20 protein-coding genes are annotated in these 18429 nt (G+C 68.0%); 10 read left to right on the forward strand and 10 right to left on the reverse strand.

Annotated elements, in window-relative coordinates; translation table 11 throughout:
• Positions 1-91: 91 nt before the first annotated feature.
• Genes ACTZQ5_RS07080 through ACTZQ5_RS07105 form a run of 6 tightly spaced genes read right to left on the reverse strand, consistent with a single transcriptional unit; the run spans position 92 to position 3677 of the window.
• Positions 92-715 (reverse strand): SURF1 family protein, encoded by a 624-nt coding sequence (locus ACTZQ5_RS07080; protein WP_443584454.1) that lies wholly within the window; start codon positions 713-715, stop codon positions 92-94.
• On the reverse strand, positions 712-1110 hold the full coding sequence (locus ACTZQ5_RS07085) for a DUF983 domain-containing protein (protein ID WP_443584455.1): 399 nt from the start codon (positions 1108-1110) through the stop codon (positions 712-714). The genes ACTZQ5_RS07080 and ACTZQ5_RS07085 overlap by 4 nt, the downstream gene beginning before the upstream one ends.
• Positions 1107-2039 carry a cytochrome c oxidase subunit 3 gene (locus tag ACTZQ5_RS07090; RefSeq protein WP_443584456.1) on the reverse strand — a complete coding sequence of 311 codons (933 nt, stop codon included), beginning with the start codon at positions 2037-2039 and terminating at the stop codon, positions 1107-1109. The genes ACTZQ5_RS07085 and ACTZQ5_RS07090 overlap by 4 nt, the downstream gene beginning before the upstream one ends.
• Positions 2040-2083: 44 nt before the next feature.
• Positions 2084-2632: a cytochrome c oxidase assembly protein gene (locus ACTZQ5_RS07095; protein ID WP_443584457.1), complete on the reverse strand. Its 549-nt coding sequence runs from the start codon at positions 2630-2632 to the stop codon at positions 2084-2086.
• Entirely contained in the window at positions 2629-2778 is a 150-nt protein-coding gene (locus tag ACTZQ5_RS07100; protein WP_443584458.1) for a cytochrome c oxidase system small membrane protein, read from the reverse strand. Before ACTZQ5_RS07100 ends, ACTZQ5_RS07095 begins: the two co-directional genes overlap by 4 nt.
• Positions 2775-3677 carry a heme o synthase gene (locus tag ACTZQ5_RS07105; protein ID WP_443584459.1) on the reverse strand — a complete coding sequence of 301 codons (903 nt, stop codon included), beginning with the start codon at positions 3675-3677 and terminating at the stop codon, positions 2775-2777. The genes ACTZQ5_RS07100 and ACTZQ5_RS07105 overlap by 4 nt, the downstream gene beginning before the upstream one ends.
• A gap of 151 nt (positions 3678-3828) precedes the next feature.
• On the opposite strand from ACTZQ5_RS07105, the gene ACTZQ5_RS07110 reads away from it, so the two are divergent.
• The 6 genes from ACTZQ5_RS07110 to ACTZQ5_RS07135 all read left to right on the forward strand — a co-directional run bounded on the left by ACTZQ5_RS07110 (position 3829) and on the right by ACTZQ5_RS07135 (position 9159).
• Positions 3829-4722, forward strand: a complete 894-nt coding sequence (locus ACTZQ5_RS07110) for an iron-containing redox enzyme family protein (RefSeq protein ID WP_443584460.1) — start codon at positions 3829-3831, stop codon at positions 4720-4722.
• Between the two features lie 276 nt (positions 4723-4998).
• Positions 4999-5673, forward strand: coding sequence for a queuosine precursor transporter (locus tag ACTZQ5_RS07115; RefSeq protein ID WP_443584461.1), 675 nt, complete (start codon positions 4999-5001; stop codon positions 5671-5673).
• 472 nt (positions 5674-6145) lie between these two features.
• Entirely contained in the window at positions 6146-7045 is a 900-nt protein-coding gene (gene argB / locus ACTZQ5_RS07120) for an acetylglutamate kinase (protein ID WP_443584521.1), read from the forward strand.
• Positions 7046-7353: 308 nt separating this feature from the next.
• A complete protein-coding gene (locus ACTZQ5_RS07125; protein ID WP_443584462.1) occupies positions 7354-7662 on the forward strand; it encodes a YggT family protein in 309 nt (102 codons plus the stop codon).
• Positions 7659-8528 (forward strand): bifunctional methylenetetrahydrofolate dehydrogenase/methenyltetrahydrofolate cyclohydrolase FolD, encoded by an 870-nt coding sequence (gene folD, locus ACTZQ5_RS07130; protein ID WP_443584463.1) that lies wholly within the window; start codon positions 7659-7661, stop codon positions 8526-8528. The genes ACTZQ5_RS07125 and folD overlap by 4 nt, the downstream gene beginning before the upstream one ends.
• 10 nt (positions 8529-8538) lie before the next feature.
• Complete coding sequence (locus ACTZQ5_RS07135) at positions 8539-9159, forward strand: MarC family protein (protein ID WP_443584464.1); 621 nt, start codon at positions 8539-8541, stop codon at positions 9157-9159.
• 100 nt (positions 9160-9259) lie between these two features.
• On the opposite strand, the gene ACTZQ5_RS07140 is transcribed toward ACTZQ5_RS07135, so the two are convergent.
• The 4 genes from ACTZQ5_RS07140 to coxB form a co-directional block, all read right to left on the reverse strand.
• Complete coding sequence (locus tag ACTZQ5_RS07140) at positions 9260-10645, reverse strand: DUF1501 domain-containing protein (RefSeq protein WP_443584465.1); 1386 nt, start codon at positions 10643-10645, stop codon at positions 9260-9262.
• 5 nt (positions 10646-10650) lie between these two features.
• Positions 10651-12348 carry a DUF1800 domain-containing protein gene (locus ACTZQ5_RS07145; RefSeq protein WP_443584466.1) on the reverse strand — a complete coding sequence of 566 codons (1698 nt, stop codon included), beginning with the start codon at positions 12346-12348 and terminating at the stop codon, positions 10651-10653.
• 301 nt (positions 12349-12649) lie between these two features.
• Positions 12650-14311 (reverse strand): cytochrome c oxidase subunit I, encoded by a 1662-nt coding sequence (gene ctaD / locus ACTZQ5_RS07150; protein ID WP_443584467.1) that lies wholly within the window; start codon positions 14309-14311, stop codon positions 12650-12652.
• A gap of 1 nt (position 14312) precedes the next feature.
• Complete coding sequence (gene coxB, locus ACTZQ5_RS07155; RefSeq protein WP_443584468.1) at positions 14313-15485, reverse strand: cytochrome c oxidase subunit II; 1173 nt, start codon at positions 15483-15485, stop codon at positions 14313-14315.
• 210 nt (positions 15486-15695) lie between these two features.
• Between coxB and pyrE the strand changes: the two genes are divergently transcribed.
• Genes pyrE through lepB form a run of 4 tightly spaced genes read left to right on the forward strand, consistent with a single transcriptional unit; the run spans position 15696 to position 18429 of the window.
• On the forward strand, positions 15696-16277 hold the full coding sequence (gene pyrE, locus ACTZQ5_RS07160; RefSeq protein WP_443584522.1) for an orotate phosphoribosyltransferase: 582 nt from the start codon (positions 15696-15698) through the stop codon (positions 16275-16277).
• Entirely contained in the window at positions 16274-17026 is a 753-nt protein-coding gene (locus ACTZQ5_RS07165) for a pyridoxine 5'-phosphate synthase (protein WP_443584469.1), read from the forward strand. Before pyrE ends, ACTZQ5_RS07165 begins: the two co-directional genes overlap by 4 nt.
• A gap of 24 nt (positions 17027-17050) precedes the next feature.
• Positions 17051-17461: a holo-ACP synthase gene (gene acpS, locus ACTZQ5_RS07170; RefSeq protein ID WP_443584470.1), complete on the forward strand. Its 411-nt coding sequence runs from the start codon at positions 17051-17053 to the stop codon at positions 17459-17461.
• Positions 17458-18429 carry a signal peptidase I gene (gene lepB, locus ACTZQ5_RS07175; RefSeq protein WP_443584471.1) on the forward strand — a complete coding sequence of 324 codons (972 nt, stop codon included), beginning with the start codon at positions 17458-17460 and terminating at the stop codon, positions 18427-18429. Before acpS ends, lepB begins: the two co-directional genes overlap by 4 nt.

Raw genomic sequence — 18429 nt, forward strand, 5'->3', positions numbered from 1 at the left:
ACCGCGTACTGGCGCCCGCGACTTCGATTGATAATCATTTGCGGTAAATTGAAAGCACAATTATTTAACAATTACAGCATGTTCCGGTCGCTCAACCCCTCACGGCATCGCGCCACGGCATCGCGCCAGCCGCTACCCCCCGCCGGCGCAGTGCCAGTGCGTAGATCACCGCGGCGATGGTGGCGAACAGGAACCATTGCACCGCATAGGACAGGTGGTTGTTCGGCACCGACGACAGGTCGGGGCGGTCGTTGGCGGCGAGGCCCAGGGCGGGTGTGTCGGCGACCAGCAGCAGGGGCTGCGGGCGGTGGTCGAACAGCGATCCGATCAGCGAGCGCGAATCGGGGGCGTGGCTGATGAAGCCGCTGACCGGGCCGCCGGACCAGCGCGGCTTGAACATCGGATCGGTGGTGGTGCCGAGCTGGACGAGCAGGCCGTTGCCGCAATCGGCGATCAGGCGGAAACCGGCGGCACCGGCGCCGGCGAGGCGCTGACCGTCGGGCCGCGTGCAGACGGCCGATGCGCGGCGGAACAGCAGGCGGTCGTCGGGGCGATCGGGGAAGGCGACCGGCGGCAGCGCCGGGTTGCGGGCGAGCTGCGCCAGATAGGCCTGCTTCTTCGGCGCGCGATCGAGCAGCTGCCACAGGCCGAGGCCGATCATCGCCGCCACCGCGAGCGTGACGAGGATCGTGGGGACGAGCGGGATGCGTGTCATGGGCCGGGGTCGATGCGTCCTTCGCGCGCGGCGTTGCGATATTCGGCGGACATCAGCGCGGCCTTGGCGATGCGCAGCGACCAGATGACGCCGGCGAGCGTCACCGGGATCCAGATCAGCATGTGCAGCCACAAGGGCGGATGCACGGTGAGTTCGAGCGTGATCGCCGCCGCGGTGACGATCGTGCCGAGGATCAGCGTCAGGAACGCCGCCGGCCCGTCACCGACGTTGAATTGCGTGAAGTCCAGCCCGCAGGCGGTGCAGCGGTCGGCGAAGCGGATCCAGCCGGCAAAAAGACGGGGCTGGCCGCACCGCGGACACAGCCCCTTGCATGCGACCTCGAGGATCGCGGGCGGCGACGATGCGCCCGGCCCGGTCGATCCCGGTCCGGTCAACCGATGTGGACCGGCGCGCCCCAGCCGCCCCAGACGTAGACGGTGACGAACAGGAACAGCCACACGACGTCGACGAAATGCCAATACCAGGCGGCCGCTTCGAAGCCGAAATGCTGGCGCGGCGTGAAGTCGCCCTTGTAGGCGCGGATCAGGCAGACGATCAGGAAGATCGTGCCGATCAGCACGTGGAACCCGTGGAAGCCGGTCGCCATGAAGAAGGACGCGCCATAGTTCAGCCCCTTGAAGGGGAAGGGCGCGTGGATGTATTCATAGGCCTGGATGCTGCTGAACAGCACGCCGAGCACGACGGTGAGCCACAGCCCCTTGAGCACGCCGTCGCGATTCCCGACGCCCAGGATGCCCCACAGCCCCGTCTTCTCGCCGCCGCGCTGGTTGTGGATCAGCGCGTGGTGCGCCCAGGTGACGGTGGTGCCGCTGGTCAGCAGGATCAGCGTGTTGAGCAGCGGCAGTTCGAAGGCGTTGATGACCTGCAGCCCCTTGGGCGGCCATTGCGCGACGATGGCGCTCGCCCCCTCGGCGGCGCGCTCCACCTGGCCGTCGACGAAGCTCATCGCGGTCGGGAACAGCGAAAAGTCGAAGAACGCCCAGAACCAGCCGACGAAGAACATGACCTCGGAGGCGATGAACAGGATCATGCCGTAGCGGAAGTGCAGCTGGACGACGGGGGTGTGATCGCCGTGATGCGCCTCGCGCACCACGTCCGCCCACCAGCTGTACATGGTGAACAGCACGCCCGCGAGGCCGGCGAAGAAGATCCAGCCGCCGCCGTTCGCCTTTTCGGCGCTGAGGTGGCCGCCATGCATCCACATGATCGCGCCCGTCGCCATCACCAGTGCCGAAAGCGATCCGAACAGGGGCCAGATGCTGGGGGGCAGGATGTGGTAATCGTGGTTCTTGGCGCCGGCCATGGTCAGGTCCCTGTTCTCTTATCCTCTTGGGCTATGCTCTAGCCTCAGGATTTGGCGGAATCCACCGGGTAAAACGTATAGGAGAGGGTGATCGTCTCCACGTCGCTAGCATCCGGATCGTCGATGATCCTGGGATCGACGTAGAAGATCACCGGCATGCGCTGCGTCTCGCCCGGCTTCAGCGTCTGCTGGGTGAAGCAGAAACACTGGATCTTGGTGAAGTATTTGCCCGCCTGCGCCGGCGTGACGTTGAACGTCGCGGTGCCGGTGACCGGCTTCGCACCGGTGTTGGTGGCGGTGAAGAACGCCATGTCGCGGGCGCCGATCTTCACCGTTTCCGACGCCTGTTCGGGGGCGAAGCGCCACGGCATGCCGGGCGCGACATTGGTGTCGAAATCGATGCGGATCAGCTTGTTCACCGCGCCGGGCGCCTCCTGCCCGCGCTGCGTGGTGCCGTTGAGGCCGGTCACCTGGCAGAACAGGCGATACAGCGGCACGCTCGCCCAGGCGACGCCGGTCATCACGCAGATGCCGAGCACCGCCAGCAGGGCGGTGCGCAGCTGGCGCCCAGTGCTGCCGGCGCCCTGCGTCACATCATCCCCTGGCGGATCTTGGTGATCGCGATGGCGAAGATCAGCAGCACGAACGCACCGAGCAGCAGCGCCATCACCCGCGCGCGCGCATGCTGGCGGCGGCGGATCAGGTCCTGGTCGTGCTGCGGATCGGGGGGAAGAGTCATGCGTACACCCAACGGTCGACGACCAGCGCGCCGAACACCACGAACAGATAGAGGATCGAATAGCTGAACAAGCGCTTTTCCGGCTTCATCGCATCGTCGGCGTGCGTGTGCCGCGTCGCGACGACCAGCGCCAGCGCGGCGAACAGCGCGGTGGTGACGGCGGCGACCAGGCCATAGATCGGCCCGGTCAGCCCGAGCGGCCAGGGCGCGATCGCGGCGATCGCCATGGGCACGGTGTAGAGCCCGATCTGGTGCCGCGTGGTCCGCTCGCCCGCCACGACGGGCAGCATCGGCACGCCGGCATTGGCGTAATCCGTCTTCACGAACAGCGCGAGCGCCCAGAAATGCGGCGGCGTCCACAGGAAGACGAGCGCGAACAGCAGGACCGGCAACACCGCCACGTCGCCGGTCGCCGCCGCCCAGCCGATCAGCGGCGGAAAGGCGCCGGCGGCGCCGCCGATGACGATGTTCTGCGGGGTACGGCGCTTCAGCCAGACGGTGTAGATGAGGACGTAGAACAGGATCGACAGCGTCAGAATCGCCGCGGCGGCGAGATTGACGGCAAAATACATCAGAATGACGGAGAACGCGCCCAAGCCGACGCCGAAGTGCAGCGCCGCCTGCCGGTCCATGCGCCCCGCGGGCAGCGGCCGCTTCTGCGTGCGGCGCATCTTGGCGTCGAGATCCGCCTCATACCATTGGTTGAGCGCGCCCGCGGCGCCCGCGCCCAGCGCGATGCACAGGATCGCGGTGAAGCCCAGCACCGGATGGATGCCGACCGGGGCCGCCAGCATGCCGCACAGCCCCGTGAAGACGACGAGCGTCATCACCCGCGGCTTGGTCAGCGCCAGGAAGTCGCGCCAGTCGGCGGGGGGCAGCAGGGGCGTAGCGGCGCTCATGATCGCGCCGCCTATACGCCGGACGGGCGGCGGGGGGAAGCGCGCGACTATCGTCTTGATCCACGTCAAGCGACTCGGGCGCGTCGGGAACGATCGATCGGGCAGGCGGTTAGCGAGGCTATAGCATGATATTTCTCCGGGGAAGATGACGATGGCAACCCGTATCGCCGACACTCCAATCGCAGGGTCGCAGTTCCTGACCGACAGTTTCCAGCGCGGCCTGGCGCATTGGAACCGCGAGCGCCTGGAGCCCGGCTTTCCGACCGCGGACTGGCAGCGCACGCTCGATCGCGACGTGCGCATGCAGCGGCTGGAAGGCGGCTTCCTGGAGGAGTTGCGCGAAGAGGTGCGCGACGAGGCCGCCGCCGCGCCGACCGACGTCGAGGGCTTCATCGCCTGGTTCGAGGAACTGAAGGCGAGCGGCCCCGGCCAGCACGACCGGCTGTTCCCCTGGCTGTCCGACGAAGCGACGCTGGACCAGATCCGCTGGTTCTTCGAGCAGGAGGCGGCCGGCGAGGCGGGCTTCGACGATCTCGTCGCGATGACCCAGGTCAAGCTGCCCAAATTCCCTAAGCTCGAACTCGCCCGCAATTACTGGGACGAGATGGGCCGGGGCAACGCCAAGGGCATGCACGGCCCGATGCTCGATGCGCTCGTCGAGACGCTGAAGGTCGATCCCGTCATCGAGAACACGCTGTGGCAGAGCCTCGCGCTCGCCAATGCGATGACCGCGATGGCGACCAACCGCCGCTATGCCTGGCATTCGGTGGGCGCGCTGGGCGTGATCGAGCTGACCGCGCCGGATCGCTCGGCCGCGACGGCCAAGGGCCTGCGACGATTGGGCTTTTCCGACAAGGAGCGCCGCTATTTCGACCTGCATGCGGTGCTCGACATCAAGCATAGCGAGGATTGGAACCGCGAGGCGATCCGTCCCGCCGTGGAGGAAGACCCGCGCCGCGCAACCGCCATGGCGGAAGGCGCGCTGATCCGCCTGAAGTGCGGCGAGCGCTGCTTCGAGGCGTATCGCGCGGTGCTGATGGATTGAGGGCTGGCGTCTGCCCCGGACAGGTTGAGGAAGGACCCATGCGCGTGCCTGCTACGCGTGTGCGGGATTGGGTTCAGATACTCGACCATAACATCGTCATCCCCGCGCAGGCGGGGATCCATACTGGCTGACGATGCGGCTCCTTCGCAAAGCCGCGTGATTATGGATCCCCGCCTGCGCGGGGATGACGGAAGCTGTATGTATCGCCAGAGGTATACGAGCGGTCGCATGCCGCCGGTACTTGCCTGACGGATGAAAGCCGCTAGCGTTCCTGTGATGGATACCCCGGTTCGCGGCGTGCCGCGCTCGCTCTTCGCCTATTCGATCTTCTACGGTGGCATGGTCTGCATCGCGGGCGTGCTCGGCAACAAGCAGGTGGCGCTGGGGCCGCTGTCGGCGCTGGGGCCGCTGGTCGGCCTCGGGCCGTTGGCGGTAGAGGCGGGGATCTTCGCGTTCCTGCTGCTGGTGGTGGTGTCGAGCGCGGTCGCCGAGCTGCATGGGCGAACCATCGCCAACCGGCTGGTGCAGATCGGCTTCGTGCCGCTCATCGTGTCGATCCTGCTGTCGATCGTCGTGCTCGCCGTGCCCGCGGCGGCGGACATGGACCCGGTGCGGCGCGATGCCTTCGCCACGATCATGGGCGGCACGCCGCGCATCTGGCTGGGCGGGATCGTCGCTTATGGCATCTCGCAGACGCTGAACGTCACGATCTTCGCCGCACTGAAGGGGCGCGAGGGCAGCGGCCTGCTGTGGCTGCGCGCCGGGCTTGCCAGCATGCTGAGCCAGGTGGTGGATACGCTGCTGTTCGTCACCATCGCCTTTGCCGGCGTGTTCCCGATCGGTGAACTGCTGCTCGGCCAGATGATCGCCAAGGTGGCGCTGTCCGCCATTCTGGTGCCGCCGCTGATCTACCTGTTCGTTGGGCTGGGGAAAAAGCTGGATCGCGTCTAAGTCCGCTCTCCCGAGGCGGGGGTGTGGCAAAGCTGGTTGTGGAGGGGACGGTCCAGAGGCACTGAGCTCGCCGCTTACCTCCCCCTCCGTCATGCCTTCGGCATGCCACCTCCCCCTGGCGGGGGAGGAATATGAAGTTCTCCCTTGCTTTAGCGGGGGAGGGGGACCGCTCGGCGCCAGCCGCGCGGTGGAGGGGGCGGTTCCGCGAGGACTGAGCGCGCCGCTTGCCTCCCTCCGTCACCGCTTCGCGGTGCCACCTCTTGGGCTATCGCAGATGGACTGTCCGCGGCGATGTTCCTTCATCCTCCGCGATGCCGGACCAAGTCCGGGGTGACGACGGATATCGGGATGGCATGTCCCTTCAACCGAGCCCAGCAACAGCTTTATGCGATAGCCCTCCCCCGGCGTAGGAGGAACGAGGACATTGCCGGGGCTATCCCGTCCTTCCCCCCGCCGCTAAAGCGCGCGCGTGATGACCGATTCCGCCGCCACCGCCGCCCTGCTCGCCAAGGCCGAGACGCTGACCGAGGCGTTGCCCTACCTGCAACGCTATGCGGGCCGCACCTTCGTGGTGAAATACGGCGGCCATGCGATGGGCGATCCCGAACTGGCGCGCGATTTCGCCGAGGACGTGGTGCTGTTGAAGGCGGTCGGCATCAATCCGGTGGTGGTGCACGGCGGCGGGCCGCAGATCGGCGCGATGCTGAAGCGGCTGGGCGTAGAATCGCGCTTCGTCGACGGCCTGCGCGTGACCGATGCGGAGACGGCGCGGATCGCCGAGATGGTTTTGGCGGGATCGATCAACAAGGAGATCGTCGCCTGGATCGGCCAGGCCGGCGGCCGCGCGGTCGGCATCTCCGGCAAGGATGCGGGCCTCGTCACCGCCGAAAAGGTCGGCCGCACCACCCCCGATACGTTGCAGGGGATCGAGCGGCACGTCGACCTGGGCTTCGTCGGCGAGCCGGTGGCGGTCGACCGGACGATCATCGACACGCTGTCGGCGAGCGGCATCATCCCCGTCGTCGCCCCGATCGCGCTGGGCAAGGACGGCGCGACCTACAACATCAACGCCGACACGATGGCGGGCGCGATCGCCGGCGCGCTGGGCGCGTCGCGCTTCTTCCTGCTCACCGATGTCGCCGGCGTGCTCGACAAGGATCGCAACCTGCTGACCGACCTCGACCCCGCGCGCATCGCGGCGTTGAAGGCGGGCGGGACGATTTCGGGGGGCATGATCCCCAAGGTCGACACCTGCGTCGCCGCGGTCGAGGCGGGCGTGGACGCGGCGGTGATCCTCGACGGGCGGGTGCCGCATGCGATGCTGCTGGAGATCTTCACCTCCGCAGGCGCGGGGACGCTGGTGCACGCGTGAGCCAATTCCTCCCTTGGCGCAGCCGGGGGAGGGGGCGTGGCGGGTGTGTTTCCGCGGGCACTTAGTTTGCCGCTTACCTCCCCCTCCGTCACCGCTTCGCGGCGCCACCTCCCCCTGGCGAGGGAGGAATAATGAACTCCTCCCTCGCTTTAGCGGGGGAGGGGGACCGCCCGCGTAGCGGGGGGTGGAGGGGGGCTCTCCGCGAGCACGGCGCGCATGGCTGTCCCTCGGCGCCGTCGCGACGCACCCCCTGTTCGCGGGCGCGGTAAATCGCTAGGGCGGGGCGGACCCCCAAGACGGAGCCCCGCGTGATCGCGCTCACCCTTATCCAGATCATCCAGGTGCTGCTCGACGTGGTACGCTGGATCATCATCGTGCAGTTCGTGCTGTCGCTGCTGATCGTGTTCAACGTCATCAACACGTCGAACAACTTCGTGCGCTCGCTGCACTACGGCCTCGACCGGCTGACCGAGCCGCTCTACCGGCCGCTGCGCCGGGTGTTGCCGAGCGCGGGCGGGATCGACCTGGCGCCGCTCGCCGTGCTGGTGCTGATGATGATCGCCAACATCATCCTCAACAATGTCGCATCCGCGATCATCCTGAACGGCGCTGCATGACCGCCGCGATCATCGACGGCAAGGCGCATGCCGCCGCCCTGCGCGGCCGCGTCGCCGATGCGGTCGCCGCGTTCCGCGAGCGCGCCGGCCGCGCGCCGGGCCTCGCCGTGGTGCTGGTCGGCGAGGATCCCGCGTCGGCGGTCTATGTCCGCAACAAGGGCAAGGCGACGCGCGAGGCCGGCATGGCAAGCTTCGAGCATCGCCTGCCCGCCGATACCGATGCGGCGACGCTGCTCGCGCTGGTCGCGCAGCTGAACGCCGATCCGGCGGTGGACGGCATCCTCGTCCAGCTGCCGCTGCCGGCGCATATCGATGCCGAGGCGGTGCTGCTGGCGATCGATCCCGACAAGGACGTCGACGGCTTCCACCCGGTCAATGCCGGGCGGCTGGCGATCGGGGCGGAGGGCTTCGTGCCCTGCACGCCCCTGGGCTGCCTGATGCTGCTGAAGGACGTGCATCCGCAGCTTGCCGGGCTGGAGGCGGTGGTGATCGGCCGTTCCAACATCGTCGGCAAGCCGATGGCGCAGCTGCTGCTCCAGCAGAGCTGCACGGTGACGATCGTGCACAGTCGCACGCGCGACGTCGCCGCGCACACCCGCCGGGCGGATATCCTGGTCGCCGCCGTCGGTATTCCCCGCTTCGTGCAGGGCGACTGGATCAAGCCGGGGGCGACCGTGATCGATGTCGGTATCAACCGCACCGATGCGGGGCTGGTCGGCGATGTCGACTTCGCGGCGGCGCAAGGCCTGGCGGGGGCGATCACGCCGGTGCCGGGCGGCGTCGGGCCGATGACGATCGCCTGCCTGATCCGCAACACCTATGTCTCCGCCTGCCGGCGCGAGGCGCTGGACGCGGTGGCGCTGTGATCGGGCGGCCATGATCGAGCTCTTCGTCTCGTCGCTCATCACCTTTTTCGTGGTGATCGATCCGCCGGGCTGCGCGCCGATCTATGCCGGCCTGTCGGCGGGCGCATCGGCGGCGCAGCGGCGCGCCATGGCGATCCGGGCGGTGGGCGTGGCCAGCGCGATCCTGCTGGTCTTCGCGCTGTTCGGCGAGCCATTGCTGCGCGGCCTCGGCATCAGCCTGGCGAGCTTTCGCATCGCGGGCGGCATCATGCTGTTCCTGATCGCGCTGGAGATGGTGTTCGAAAAGCGCACGCAGCGCCGCGAGGATCGCGCCGCCGAAGTCGCCGCCGATCCCGAGGTGGAGGACGTGTCGATCTTCCCGATGGCGATGCCGATGATCGCCGGGCCGGGATCGATCGCGACGGTGATGCTGCTGATGGCACGCACCAACGGGATCGAGGCGACCGCGGTGGTGCTGGCGGCGATGGCGACGATCCTGCTGCTGACGCTGGTGGCGCTGCTCGCCGCGGGGCCGCTGATGCGGCTGCTGGGGACGCGGATCGAGGCGGTGATCACCCGCCTGTTGGGCGTGTTGCTCGCCGCATTGGCGGTGCAGTTCGTGATGGACGGGTTGCAGGTCAGCCTGCGCTGAACCTGCTGATGTTCGTCATCGTCTGCCAAGGGGTTGCCGAGGGGCTCCGTGACTCAGGCGTGCCGCTCCCGAATGGCATGCGGTATCGCCTGGCCTGACGTCAGACGAAGCCGAGGTTCCAGCCCGATGCGTTGTAATTGCCCATGTTGGGCAGGACTGTGGTGAGGTCGCCGTTGCCGACGCCGAACCAGCTGGCCAGCGTCGCGGCATATTGGTCGACCGCGATCGTCGGCAACAGGCGACCCTGGCCGACGTCGTCGGGCGTGCCGTTGCCGACCGCGGGCGGCGTGCCGTAGAAGCGGCGACCGCGCACCGCGCCGCCCATGACGAGATGGTGGCTGCCCCAGCCGTGGTCCGATCCATCGTCGTTGGATTGCAACGTCCGCCCGAAGTCCGATGCGGTGAAGCTCGTCACCTTGTCCGCGACGCCCAAAGCGACGGTGGTGTCGTAGAAGGCGCGCATCGCGTCGGCGACCTTGCCGATCAATCCGGGATGCTGCGCGACGAGATTGTCGTGCAGGTCGAATCCGCCGATCGAGACGAAGAACACCTGCCGCTTGGCGCCCAGTTCCGACGACACCGAGATCAGCCGCGCGACCATCCTGAGCTGGTCGGCAAGGCTGTTGCCGGTCGGGAAGAGCGGGAAGTTCGCCGCCGGGGCGCCGGCGAGCGCGCCGCTGACCTGGGTATAGGTGTCGAGCGCGCGCTTGCTGACGCGGGCGTGCTCGCCGGCGAAGAGGTTGGCGTTGCTGCCGGTCATCAGGCTGCGCAGCGTCGCCGCCGCGGTGGTCGAGCCGTAGAGGGAGCTGGCGTTGTTGATGAGCGCGATCGGGCCGCCGGTGCCGATCGCATATTGCACCGCCGCCTTGCCGGTGAGGTACACCGCATTGCCGCTGGCGTTGATGCAGGTCAGCGTCGAGGCGCCGTTGCCTGACTGGAACAGGTCGCCGATCCGACCGCCCCAGCCCGAGGTGGCGCCTTCGGGATTGGAGGCCTGAAAATAGCTTTGCTGGTCGTTGTGGCTAAACAACTTGGGCGGCAGGCGGACGCTGTTCGCCTGATATTGCGCCTTGGTCGTCGGCTGGACGAGGGTGCCGACGTTGAGCGCGACGGCGAGCTTGCCCTGATCGAACAGCGGCAGCAGCGAAACCATCGTCGGCGCCAGCGCATATTGCCGCCCGCCGGGCAGCGCGCTCGCCGGGTTGAGCAGCGTCGCCGCCAGTGATTCGCGATTGAGCGCGATGTTGGAACGCGCGGCGAGATAAGCGGCATAGCTGGCCTGGTCGTAGGCGGGCAGCGTGTTGGCGTAATCGTTGCCGCCGTAGAGGAAGATGCAGACCAGCGCCTTGTAATCGGTGGCGGTCGCCGCCGCCGCCTCGCCGATCGCGGCGAGGCTGGTGACGAAGGGCGTGGCGACCCCGGCGACGCCGAGGGCGGCGGAGCGCTTGAGGAAGGCACGGCGGGAGGCGTCTCGGGCGAAATCCATGGGGCTCACCGCAGGGTCAGGAAGTCGGGGGAGGCGAGCGTCAGCAGCAGCGCGATGCCGACGCGGTTGGTGGCGGCGTTGTTCGCCGTCATCGCGACGCTGTCGACCGCGGCGCGGATCGCGCTGACGGTGGCGGCGCCGAGCTGGCCGGCGGCGAGGACGAGGTTGACCTCGTCGACCAGCGCGGCGCTGTCGGACGCCTTGGCCGTGAGGTCGGAATAGTCCGGCTTCATGTCGCCGGTGCCGTTGGCGACCAGGGCCTGCATGTAGTTGACGTAGGCGACGACGCTTTGTTCGTTGGTGATCTGAAATTCCGGCGCGACGAGGCCGGCGTTGCTGATCGCGGTGGCGGGCGGCGTGTAGGCGGGGCGGAAGAAGTTGATGACGGTGGCGCTGCGCCCCATCGACTGGCCGAGCCGGTTGGATTGGCTGGAGGTGTCGCCGAAGCCCCAGGCGTTGGAGGCGGAGGCGATCTTCGCCAACCGCGCCCAGGCGGTGAGCCGCATGACGGGTTCGCGCAGCTTGCCGGCGGTGGTGCTGGCGAGGGCGTCGTCGCTGCGCGCCTCGGTGTCGAGCAGGATCGCCTTGATGACCGCCTTCATGTCACCGCGTACGCCTGCGCCGTTGTTGGCGAAGACGGCGGCGACGCGGCCGACATAGGCGGGCGAGGGGTTGCTGGTGACGAGGCGCTGGATCAGCTGCTTCGAGACGAAGGGCGGCAGGTTGGCATGCGCGAAGATCGTGTCGAGCGCGGTCCTGATCGCCGCCATGCCGCCGCCGCTGGTCGAGGTGCCGAGAAAGCTGGCGGTGCCGGTTTCGTTGATCGCGGCGTTCATCACCAGCGGCTGGCGATAGCGATCGGGCGTGCTGCTGACCGTGGTGGCGAGGCTCAATCCGGTGAAGACGCGGGCGAGGCCGGAGACGTCGGCCGGCGTATAGGTTTCGAGCGGGACGCCGGCATTGGTCCTGACGCTGCCGTCGGCATTCAGCTGGTAGAGGCCGAGCGTGAACAGCTGCATCAGCTCGCGCGCGTAATTCTCGTCGGGCTGCGCGCCGGTCGCGGCATTGGCCTTGCGGTTGCCGAGGAAGGTGAGGAACGATCCCATCGCCGCGTTGGTGGTGATCGCATCCAGCAGCGTGCGGTAATTGCCGAAGGCGTTGTCGAGCAGCACGTCGACATAGGCCGCGGTGGCGAACTGCTTCCAGTTGAGATTCACCCCGCCGATGCCGACGACGAGCATGTCGAGCAGCGCCATGCCGATGCGCTGGCGCAGCTGGTCGGGCTCGGCGATCATCTGTCGCCACAGCGTCGTGTCGAAGCCTGCCTCGCCGTTGATGTTGGCGGCGACGGCGTAGCCGTTGGCGACGAGCCAGTCCCAATGCGAGGTCGCGCGCGGCAGTGCGAACTGGTCGTCGATCCAGCCTTCGTAGCGGCGGCTGACGACCGTATCGATCATCGTGCGGGTCGCGCCCATGGTGCTTTGCGCGAGGAAGCGGCTGGCCTGCGTCGGGGTGATCGCGGCGGGGGCGACGACGACGGGTGTCGATGCGGTCGGCGCCGGACCGCCTGTGCCGCCGCTGCCGCAGGCGGCGAGCAGCAGCGCCGGCGCGAGCGTGCCGCCGAGTTTCAGCGGATCCGCTCCGCCCGCGTCGTCCGAAACGATGGCGAGCGTATCGGCGCCCGCCGGATCCTGATCCAGCATCGTGTTGCAGTCCCCCGACCGGCGCGCTCGAACACCCTCCCGCGAGCGTTCCGGACCTGTAGCGGCACCATAGCAGGCGAGATGTTAACGAAGAGGCTTAACGCCGATCGGGTCGGCGCGGATCGGGCCGGGTTGGCCGCAGCCGTAACGAAAAACGCCCCGGGGTGAGCCGGGGCGTTTTAACCTGTTCGGTCCGGGATCGTCACGGGAGTAAATCCCGTAAGCCTGTCCCCGCGGAGGCGGGGATCGATCGCGGCTTTGCCGCGTCGGCCGGGCCGGGCGGGTTTTCGCCCGCCCGCCGTCAATCGATCTTCGGCAGGGTTTCGAACTGGTGGTAGGGCGGCGGCGAGGAGAGCGTCCACTCCAGCGTCGTCGCGCCTTCGCCCCAGGGATTGTCCGGCGCCTTCGGCCCCGCGATCAGCGAATAGATCACGTTGACGAAGAAGATCACCATGCCGGCGGCCATGATCTCATAGCCGTGCGTCGCGATCGCGTTCCACGTCGCATAGGCATCCGGATAGTCCGGATAGCGGCGCGGCATGCCCTGCAGGCCGAGGAAGTGCATCGGGAAGAACAGCACGTTCACGCCGACGAAGAACACCCAGAAGTGCAGCTGGCCGAGGAACTCGTTGTACATCTTCCCGAACATCTTCGGGAACCAGTAGTAGAAGCCGGCGAACAGGCCGAACACGGCGCCCAGGGACAACACGTAGTGGAAGTGCGCCACGACGTAATAGGTGTCCTGCATGTAATCGTCGATGCCGCCGTTGGCGAGCACGACGCCGGTGACGCCGCCGACGGTGAACATGAAGATGAAGCCGATCGCCCAGACCATCGGCGTCTTGAACGACAGCGAACCGCCCCACATCGTCGCGATCCACGAGAAGATCTTGATGCCGGTCGGTACCGCGATGACCATGGTGGCGGCGGTGAAGTACATCTTCACGTTCACGCTGAGGCCGGTGACGAACATGTGGTGCGCCCACACGACGAAGCCGACGACGCCGATCGCGACCATGGCATAGGCCATGCCGAGATAGCCGAAGACGGGCTTGCGGCTGAACGTGGCGATGATCTGGCTGACGATGCCGAAGCCCGGCAGGATCATGATGTACACTTCGGGGTGGCCGAAGAACCAGAACAGGTGCTGGTAGAGGATCGGATCGCCGCCGCCGGCGGGGTCGAAGAAGGTGGTGCCGAAGTTGCGGTCGGTCAGCAGCATGGTGATCGCCGCGGCGAGCACCGGCAGCGCGAGCAGCAGCAGGAAGGCGGTGACCAGCACCGACCAGACGAACAGCGGCATCTTGTGCAGCGTCATGCCCGGCGCGCGCATGTTGAAGATGGTGGTGATGAAGTTGATCGCGCCGAGGATCGACGAGGCGCCGGCGAGGTGGAGCGACAGGATCGCCATGTCCACCGACGGCCCGGGCTCGCCATAGGTCGAGAGCGGGGCGTAAACCGTCCAGCCGGTGCCGGCGCCGCCGAAGAAGGGCGAGGCGAGCAGCAGCGAGAACGCCGGGATGAGCAGCCAGAAGCTGACGTTGTTCATCCGCGGGAACGCCATGTCCGGCGCGCCGATCATGATCGGCACGAACCAGTTGCCGAAGCCGCCGATCATGGCGGGCATGACCATGAAGAACACCATGATGAGGCCGTGCGCGGTGATGAGCACGTTCCACAGGTGGAGCGCATGGTCGAGGCCGCCGTCGCCGCCGGGCAGGAAGTTCGCCCAGCCGACGAGATACTGGATGCCGGGATGCGCCAGCTCGGCGCGCATCAGGCCCGAGATGGCGCCGCCGATGATCCCAGCGACGATCGCGAAGATCAGGTAGAGGGTGCCGATGTCCTTGTGGTTCGTCGACATGAACCAGCGGGCGAAGAAGCCGGGCTTGTGATCGGCATCGTGATGCGCGTGATCGTCGTGCGCGACGAAAGCGTGGGGGTGGAGAGCGGTATCCGTCATCTTACTGTCCCGCGTTGCCGGTGGCCGGGTTGCCGGTCGCACCCTGCGTCGTTGTCGGAGAGGCATTGACCTCGGTGGTGGGGCGCAGCACCGGTTCCGTGCCGTTGTCGGGGCCGGTGATCGCGTCCGCTTCCCGCGCCTCCTCGCGCTTCACCGCGGAGCCTTCTGCGCCCGGCTGCGGGATCACCTTGTCCGAGGGCGCCTTGCTGCCCGGCATGGTGCCGCCCTTGGCGCGGACCCAAGCGGCGAATTCCGCAGGCGGAACCGCCTGCACCGCGATCGGCATGAAGGCGTGGCGCGCGCCGCACAATTCGGAGCACTGGCCGAAGTAGAGGCCGGGCTTTTCGATGGTGAAGCTCGTTTCGTTGAGACGGCCGGGCACCGCGTCCAGCTTGATCCAGAAGGCGGGCACCGCCCAGCTGTGGATCACGTCCTGCGAGGTGGTGATGAGGCGGATCGGCACGCCGACCGGCAGCACGATGCGGTTGTCGACCGCGAGCAGGCGCGGGCCGTCGGCATCGGTGCGGAACCGCTCGCCCTTGGCGACCTGATCCTTTTCCTTCAGCATGTTGGCGGTGATCTCGAACCCGCCGTTATCCGGGTATTGATAGCTCCAATACCATTGGTTGCCGATCGCCTTCAGCGTCACCGCGCCCGCCGGGGCGGGTTTGAACTGCGCCTGCAGCAGCCCGATCGAGGGCACGGCGATCAGCACCAGGATGATGACCGGTGCCAGCGTCCAGATGATCTCGATCGCGGTGTTGTGGCTCGTCTTGGACGGGATGGGGTTCGCCGCCTTGCGATAGCGGACGACGACCCAGAGCAGCAGCAGCAGGACGAAGACGCTGATGATCGTGATGAGCGGGAACAGGATCGAATCGTGGAACCAGTGCGCGAACTGCCCGTTGCGCGTGACCTGCGGTTGCAGGCCGATGCGGCCGTCGACCGGATGGCCGACGCCGGGCTCGATCGCGGTCACCGGTGCGCCGTCCTGTGCGAGCAGCGGCGAGGTGGGAGCGGCCGGCGGCGTCGCGGCCGCCGTGGTCGGCGCGACGTTCGACACGCCGGCCGGAGCGGCGGCGGCCTGCGGTTTCGGCGATGCCTGTGCGGCGACCCCCATGCCTGCAAGCGCCAGCCCCGCGGCGAGTGCGATCCCCTTGAACCCTGTGCGCATGCGTGTCGTCACCCCGTCCTATTCCCTCGCCCGCCCGGCGTGCGGGCCGTTCCGGGCGCGGAAATTGCACCCCTTTTGCCATGGCCTATACGCGCGGGCACGGCGGGCCTCAAGCGCCACACCCATGTTTATGACGCGCGGGCGCTTGGCGCAGGCGTGGCGAGTTCTTATGGAGCGGCCATATCCGACGCAGTTTTCGTGAGACGCATGATGACCGACGACGACGTGCTGGCCGAATTCCGCGCCGCCGATGCCCTGCTGGAAGGGCATTTCATCCTGTCGTCCGGCCTCAGGAGCTCGCGCTACCTGCAATGCGCCCGCGTGCTGATGGACCCGCGCCGGGGCGCGCGGCTGGCGGAGGCGCTGGTGGAGCGGATCCCGGCGGAGCTGAAGGCGCGGATCGGCGCAGTCGTCTCCCCGGCGATGGGCGGCGTGATCGCCGGGCACGAGATGGCGCGCGCGCTGGGCGTCGAGGCGATGTTCGTCGAGCGGCCGACCGGTACCTTCGAATTGCGCCGCGGGTTCCGCCTGGAGCCGGGGCAGGAGGTGCTGATGATGGAGGACGTCGTCACCACCGGGCTGTCGTCGCGCGAGGCGATTGCGGCGATCGAGGCGGCGGGCGGGCGCGTGATCGCGGGCGCCGCGCTGGTCGACCGGTCTGGCGGGACGGCCGATCTGGGCGTGCCGTTCTTTCCGCTGATCCGGCTGGACGTGCCGACCTATGCGGCCGATGCGGTGCCGCCCGAACTGGCCGCGATTCCTGCGCTCAAGCCGGGGAGCCGGGCGGCTTGACCGATCGCCTTCGCGCCGCCGACGATCGCCTTCGGCTGGGGGTCAACATCGACCATGTCGCGACCGTCCGCAATGCGCGCGGCAGCGGCTATCCCGATCCGGTGCGCGCCGCGCTGCTGGCGGCCGAAGCGGGGGCGGACGGCATCACCGCGCACCTGCGCGAGGATCGGCGGCATATCACCGACGACGATATCGCCCGGCTGTCGGCGGCGCTGACCGTGCCGCTCAACCTCGAAATGGCGGCGACGGACGAGATGCTGGGCATCGCGCTGCGCCACCGCCCGCATGCGGCCTGCATCGTGCCGGAAAAGCGCGAGGAGCGGACGACCGAGGGCGGTATCGATGCCGCCGGACAGCACAACCGGCTGGCGCCGCTGGTGGCGGAGCTGGGTGCGGCGCGGATCCGCGTCTCGCTGTTCATCGAGCCCGACCCGCGCCAGATCGAGGCGGCGATGCGACTGAGCGCGCCGGTGGTCGAGCTGCACACCGGCCGCTATGCCGAACTGGACGGCGAGGCGCGCGCCGAGGAGCTGCGCCGGCTGGCCGATGCCGCCGCGCTGGCGGTGAAGAACGGCATCGAGGTGCACGCCGGCCATGGCCTGACCTTCGACAATGTCGGGCCGATCGCGGCGATTCCGCAGGTGCGCGAATTGAACATCGGCCATTTCCTGGTCGGCGAGGCGCTGTTCGTCGGGCTGGACGAGAGCGTGCGGCGGATGCGCGAGGAGATGGATGCGGCGCGTGGGTGATCCCGTGCCGGGGAGGATCGGCGCATGATCGTCGGCCTGGGGTCGGACCTGTGCAATATCGAGCGAATCCAGGCGTCGCTGGAGCGGTTCGGCGCGCGCTTCGAAACCCGCGTGTTCACCGACGCCGAGCTGGCGCGCGCCGCGCGGCGGCCGTTCACGCGGGCCGGCACGCTCGCCAAGCGCTTCGCGGCGAAGGAGGCGTTTTCGAAGGCGGTCGGCACCGGCTTCAAGGCGGGCGTGTTCATGAAGGATATCGGCGTCGTCAACGCCCCCTCGGGCGCGCCCACGCTGGCGCTGACCGGCGGCGCGAAGGAACGCCTTGACGCGATGATCCCCGACGGCCACGTCGCACGGATACATTTGACCCTGACCGACGATCATCCCTGGGCACAGGCCTTCGTGATCATCGAGGCGATTCCGGATCCCCAGCCATGAAGGAAGCGGTGTTGGACGGCAGCAAGCCCAGCGAAGCGGCGGCGGCAGGGGTGGCGGCGCCCGAACCGGCCGCGGCGCCCCCAAAGAAGTCGACCGACTGGTGGGGCGAGATCAAGGGCATTTTCTGGCTGGTACTGATCGTGCTCGGCTTCCACAGCTTCATCGCCAAGCCCTTTTACATCCCGTCCGAATCCATGCTGCCCGGCCTCAGGATCGGCGACCGGCTGGTGGTGTCGAAATTCGCGTATGGCTGGTCGTTCGTCTCGCCGACGATCCCCAACCCGGTCGCGATCTTCAAGAGCCTGGTGCTGCGTGAACCGGAGGAAAGCTGGAGCGTCGGCCTGCCGTTCGTCCACGGCCGCCTGTTCGGCAGCCTGCCGACGCGCGGCGACGTGGTGATCGTCACCCCGCCGGGCACCCGCAACGATTACATCAAGCGCGTCATCGGCCTGCCCGGCGACACGCTGGCGGTGCGCGGCGGCACGGTGATCCTGAACGGCAAGCCGATCCAGCGCGGCCCGCTGCATTACGTCGACCTGCCGGTCGATACCAACAGCCCGTGCAGCGAGAGCGAATATTACGGCGCCAAGCGGCCCGCGCCCCAGGGCTCCAAGCGCGGCGGCTACGTCTGCCACCTGCCGATCGTGACCGAGACGCTGCCCAACGGCCGCCATTACGACACGGTCGATCTGGAACCGGACAGCCCCGGCGACAATTACGGCCCGGTGAAGATCCCCGCCAACCACGTCTTCCTGATGGGCGACAACCGCGACCGGTCCGCCGATAGCCGTTTCGCGCTGTCGCAGCTCGGGCTGGGTGGCCCGGTGCCCTATGAGAACCTGGGCGGCCGCGCCGAATTCCTCACCTTCAGCCTGGATGGCGATGCGACGCTTAACCCGCTGACCTGGTGGGGATCGCTGCGCTCGGGCCGTGCCGGCCTGTCGCTCCATCCCGCATCGGACAAATAG

The organism is Sphingomonas cellulosilytica, from assembly GCF_052321755.1.
In the GTDB taxonomy this organism is placed as follows: Bacteria; Pseudomonadota; Alphaproteobacteria; order Sphingomonadales; family Sphingomonadaceae; genus Sphingomonas.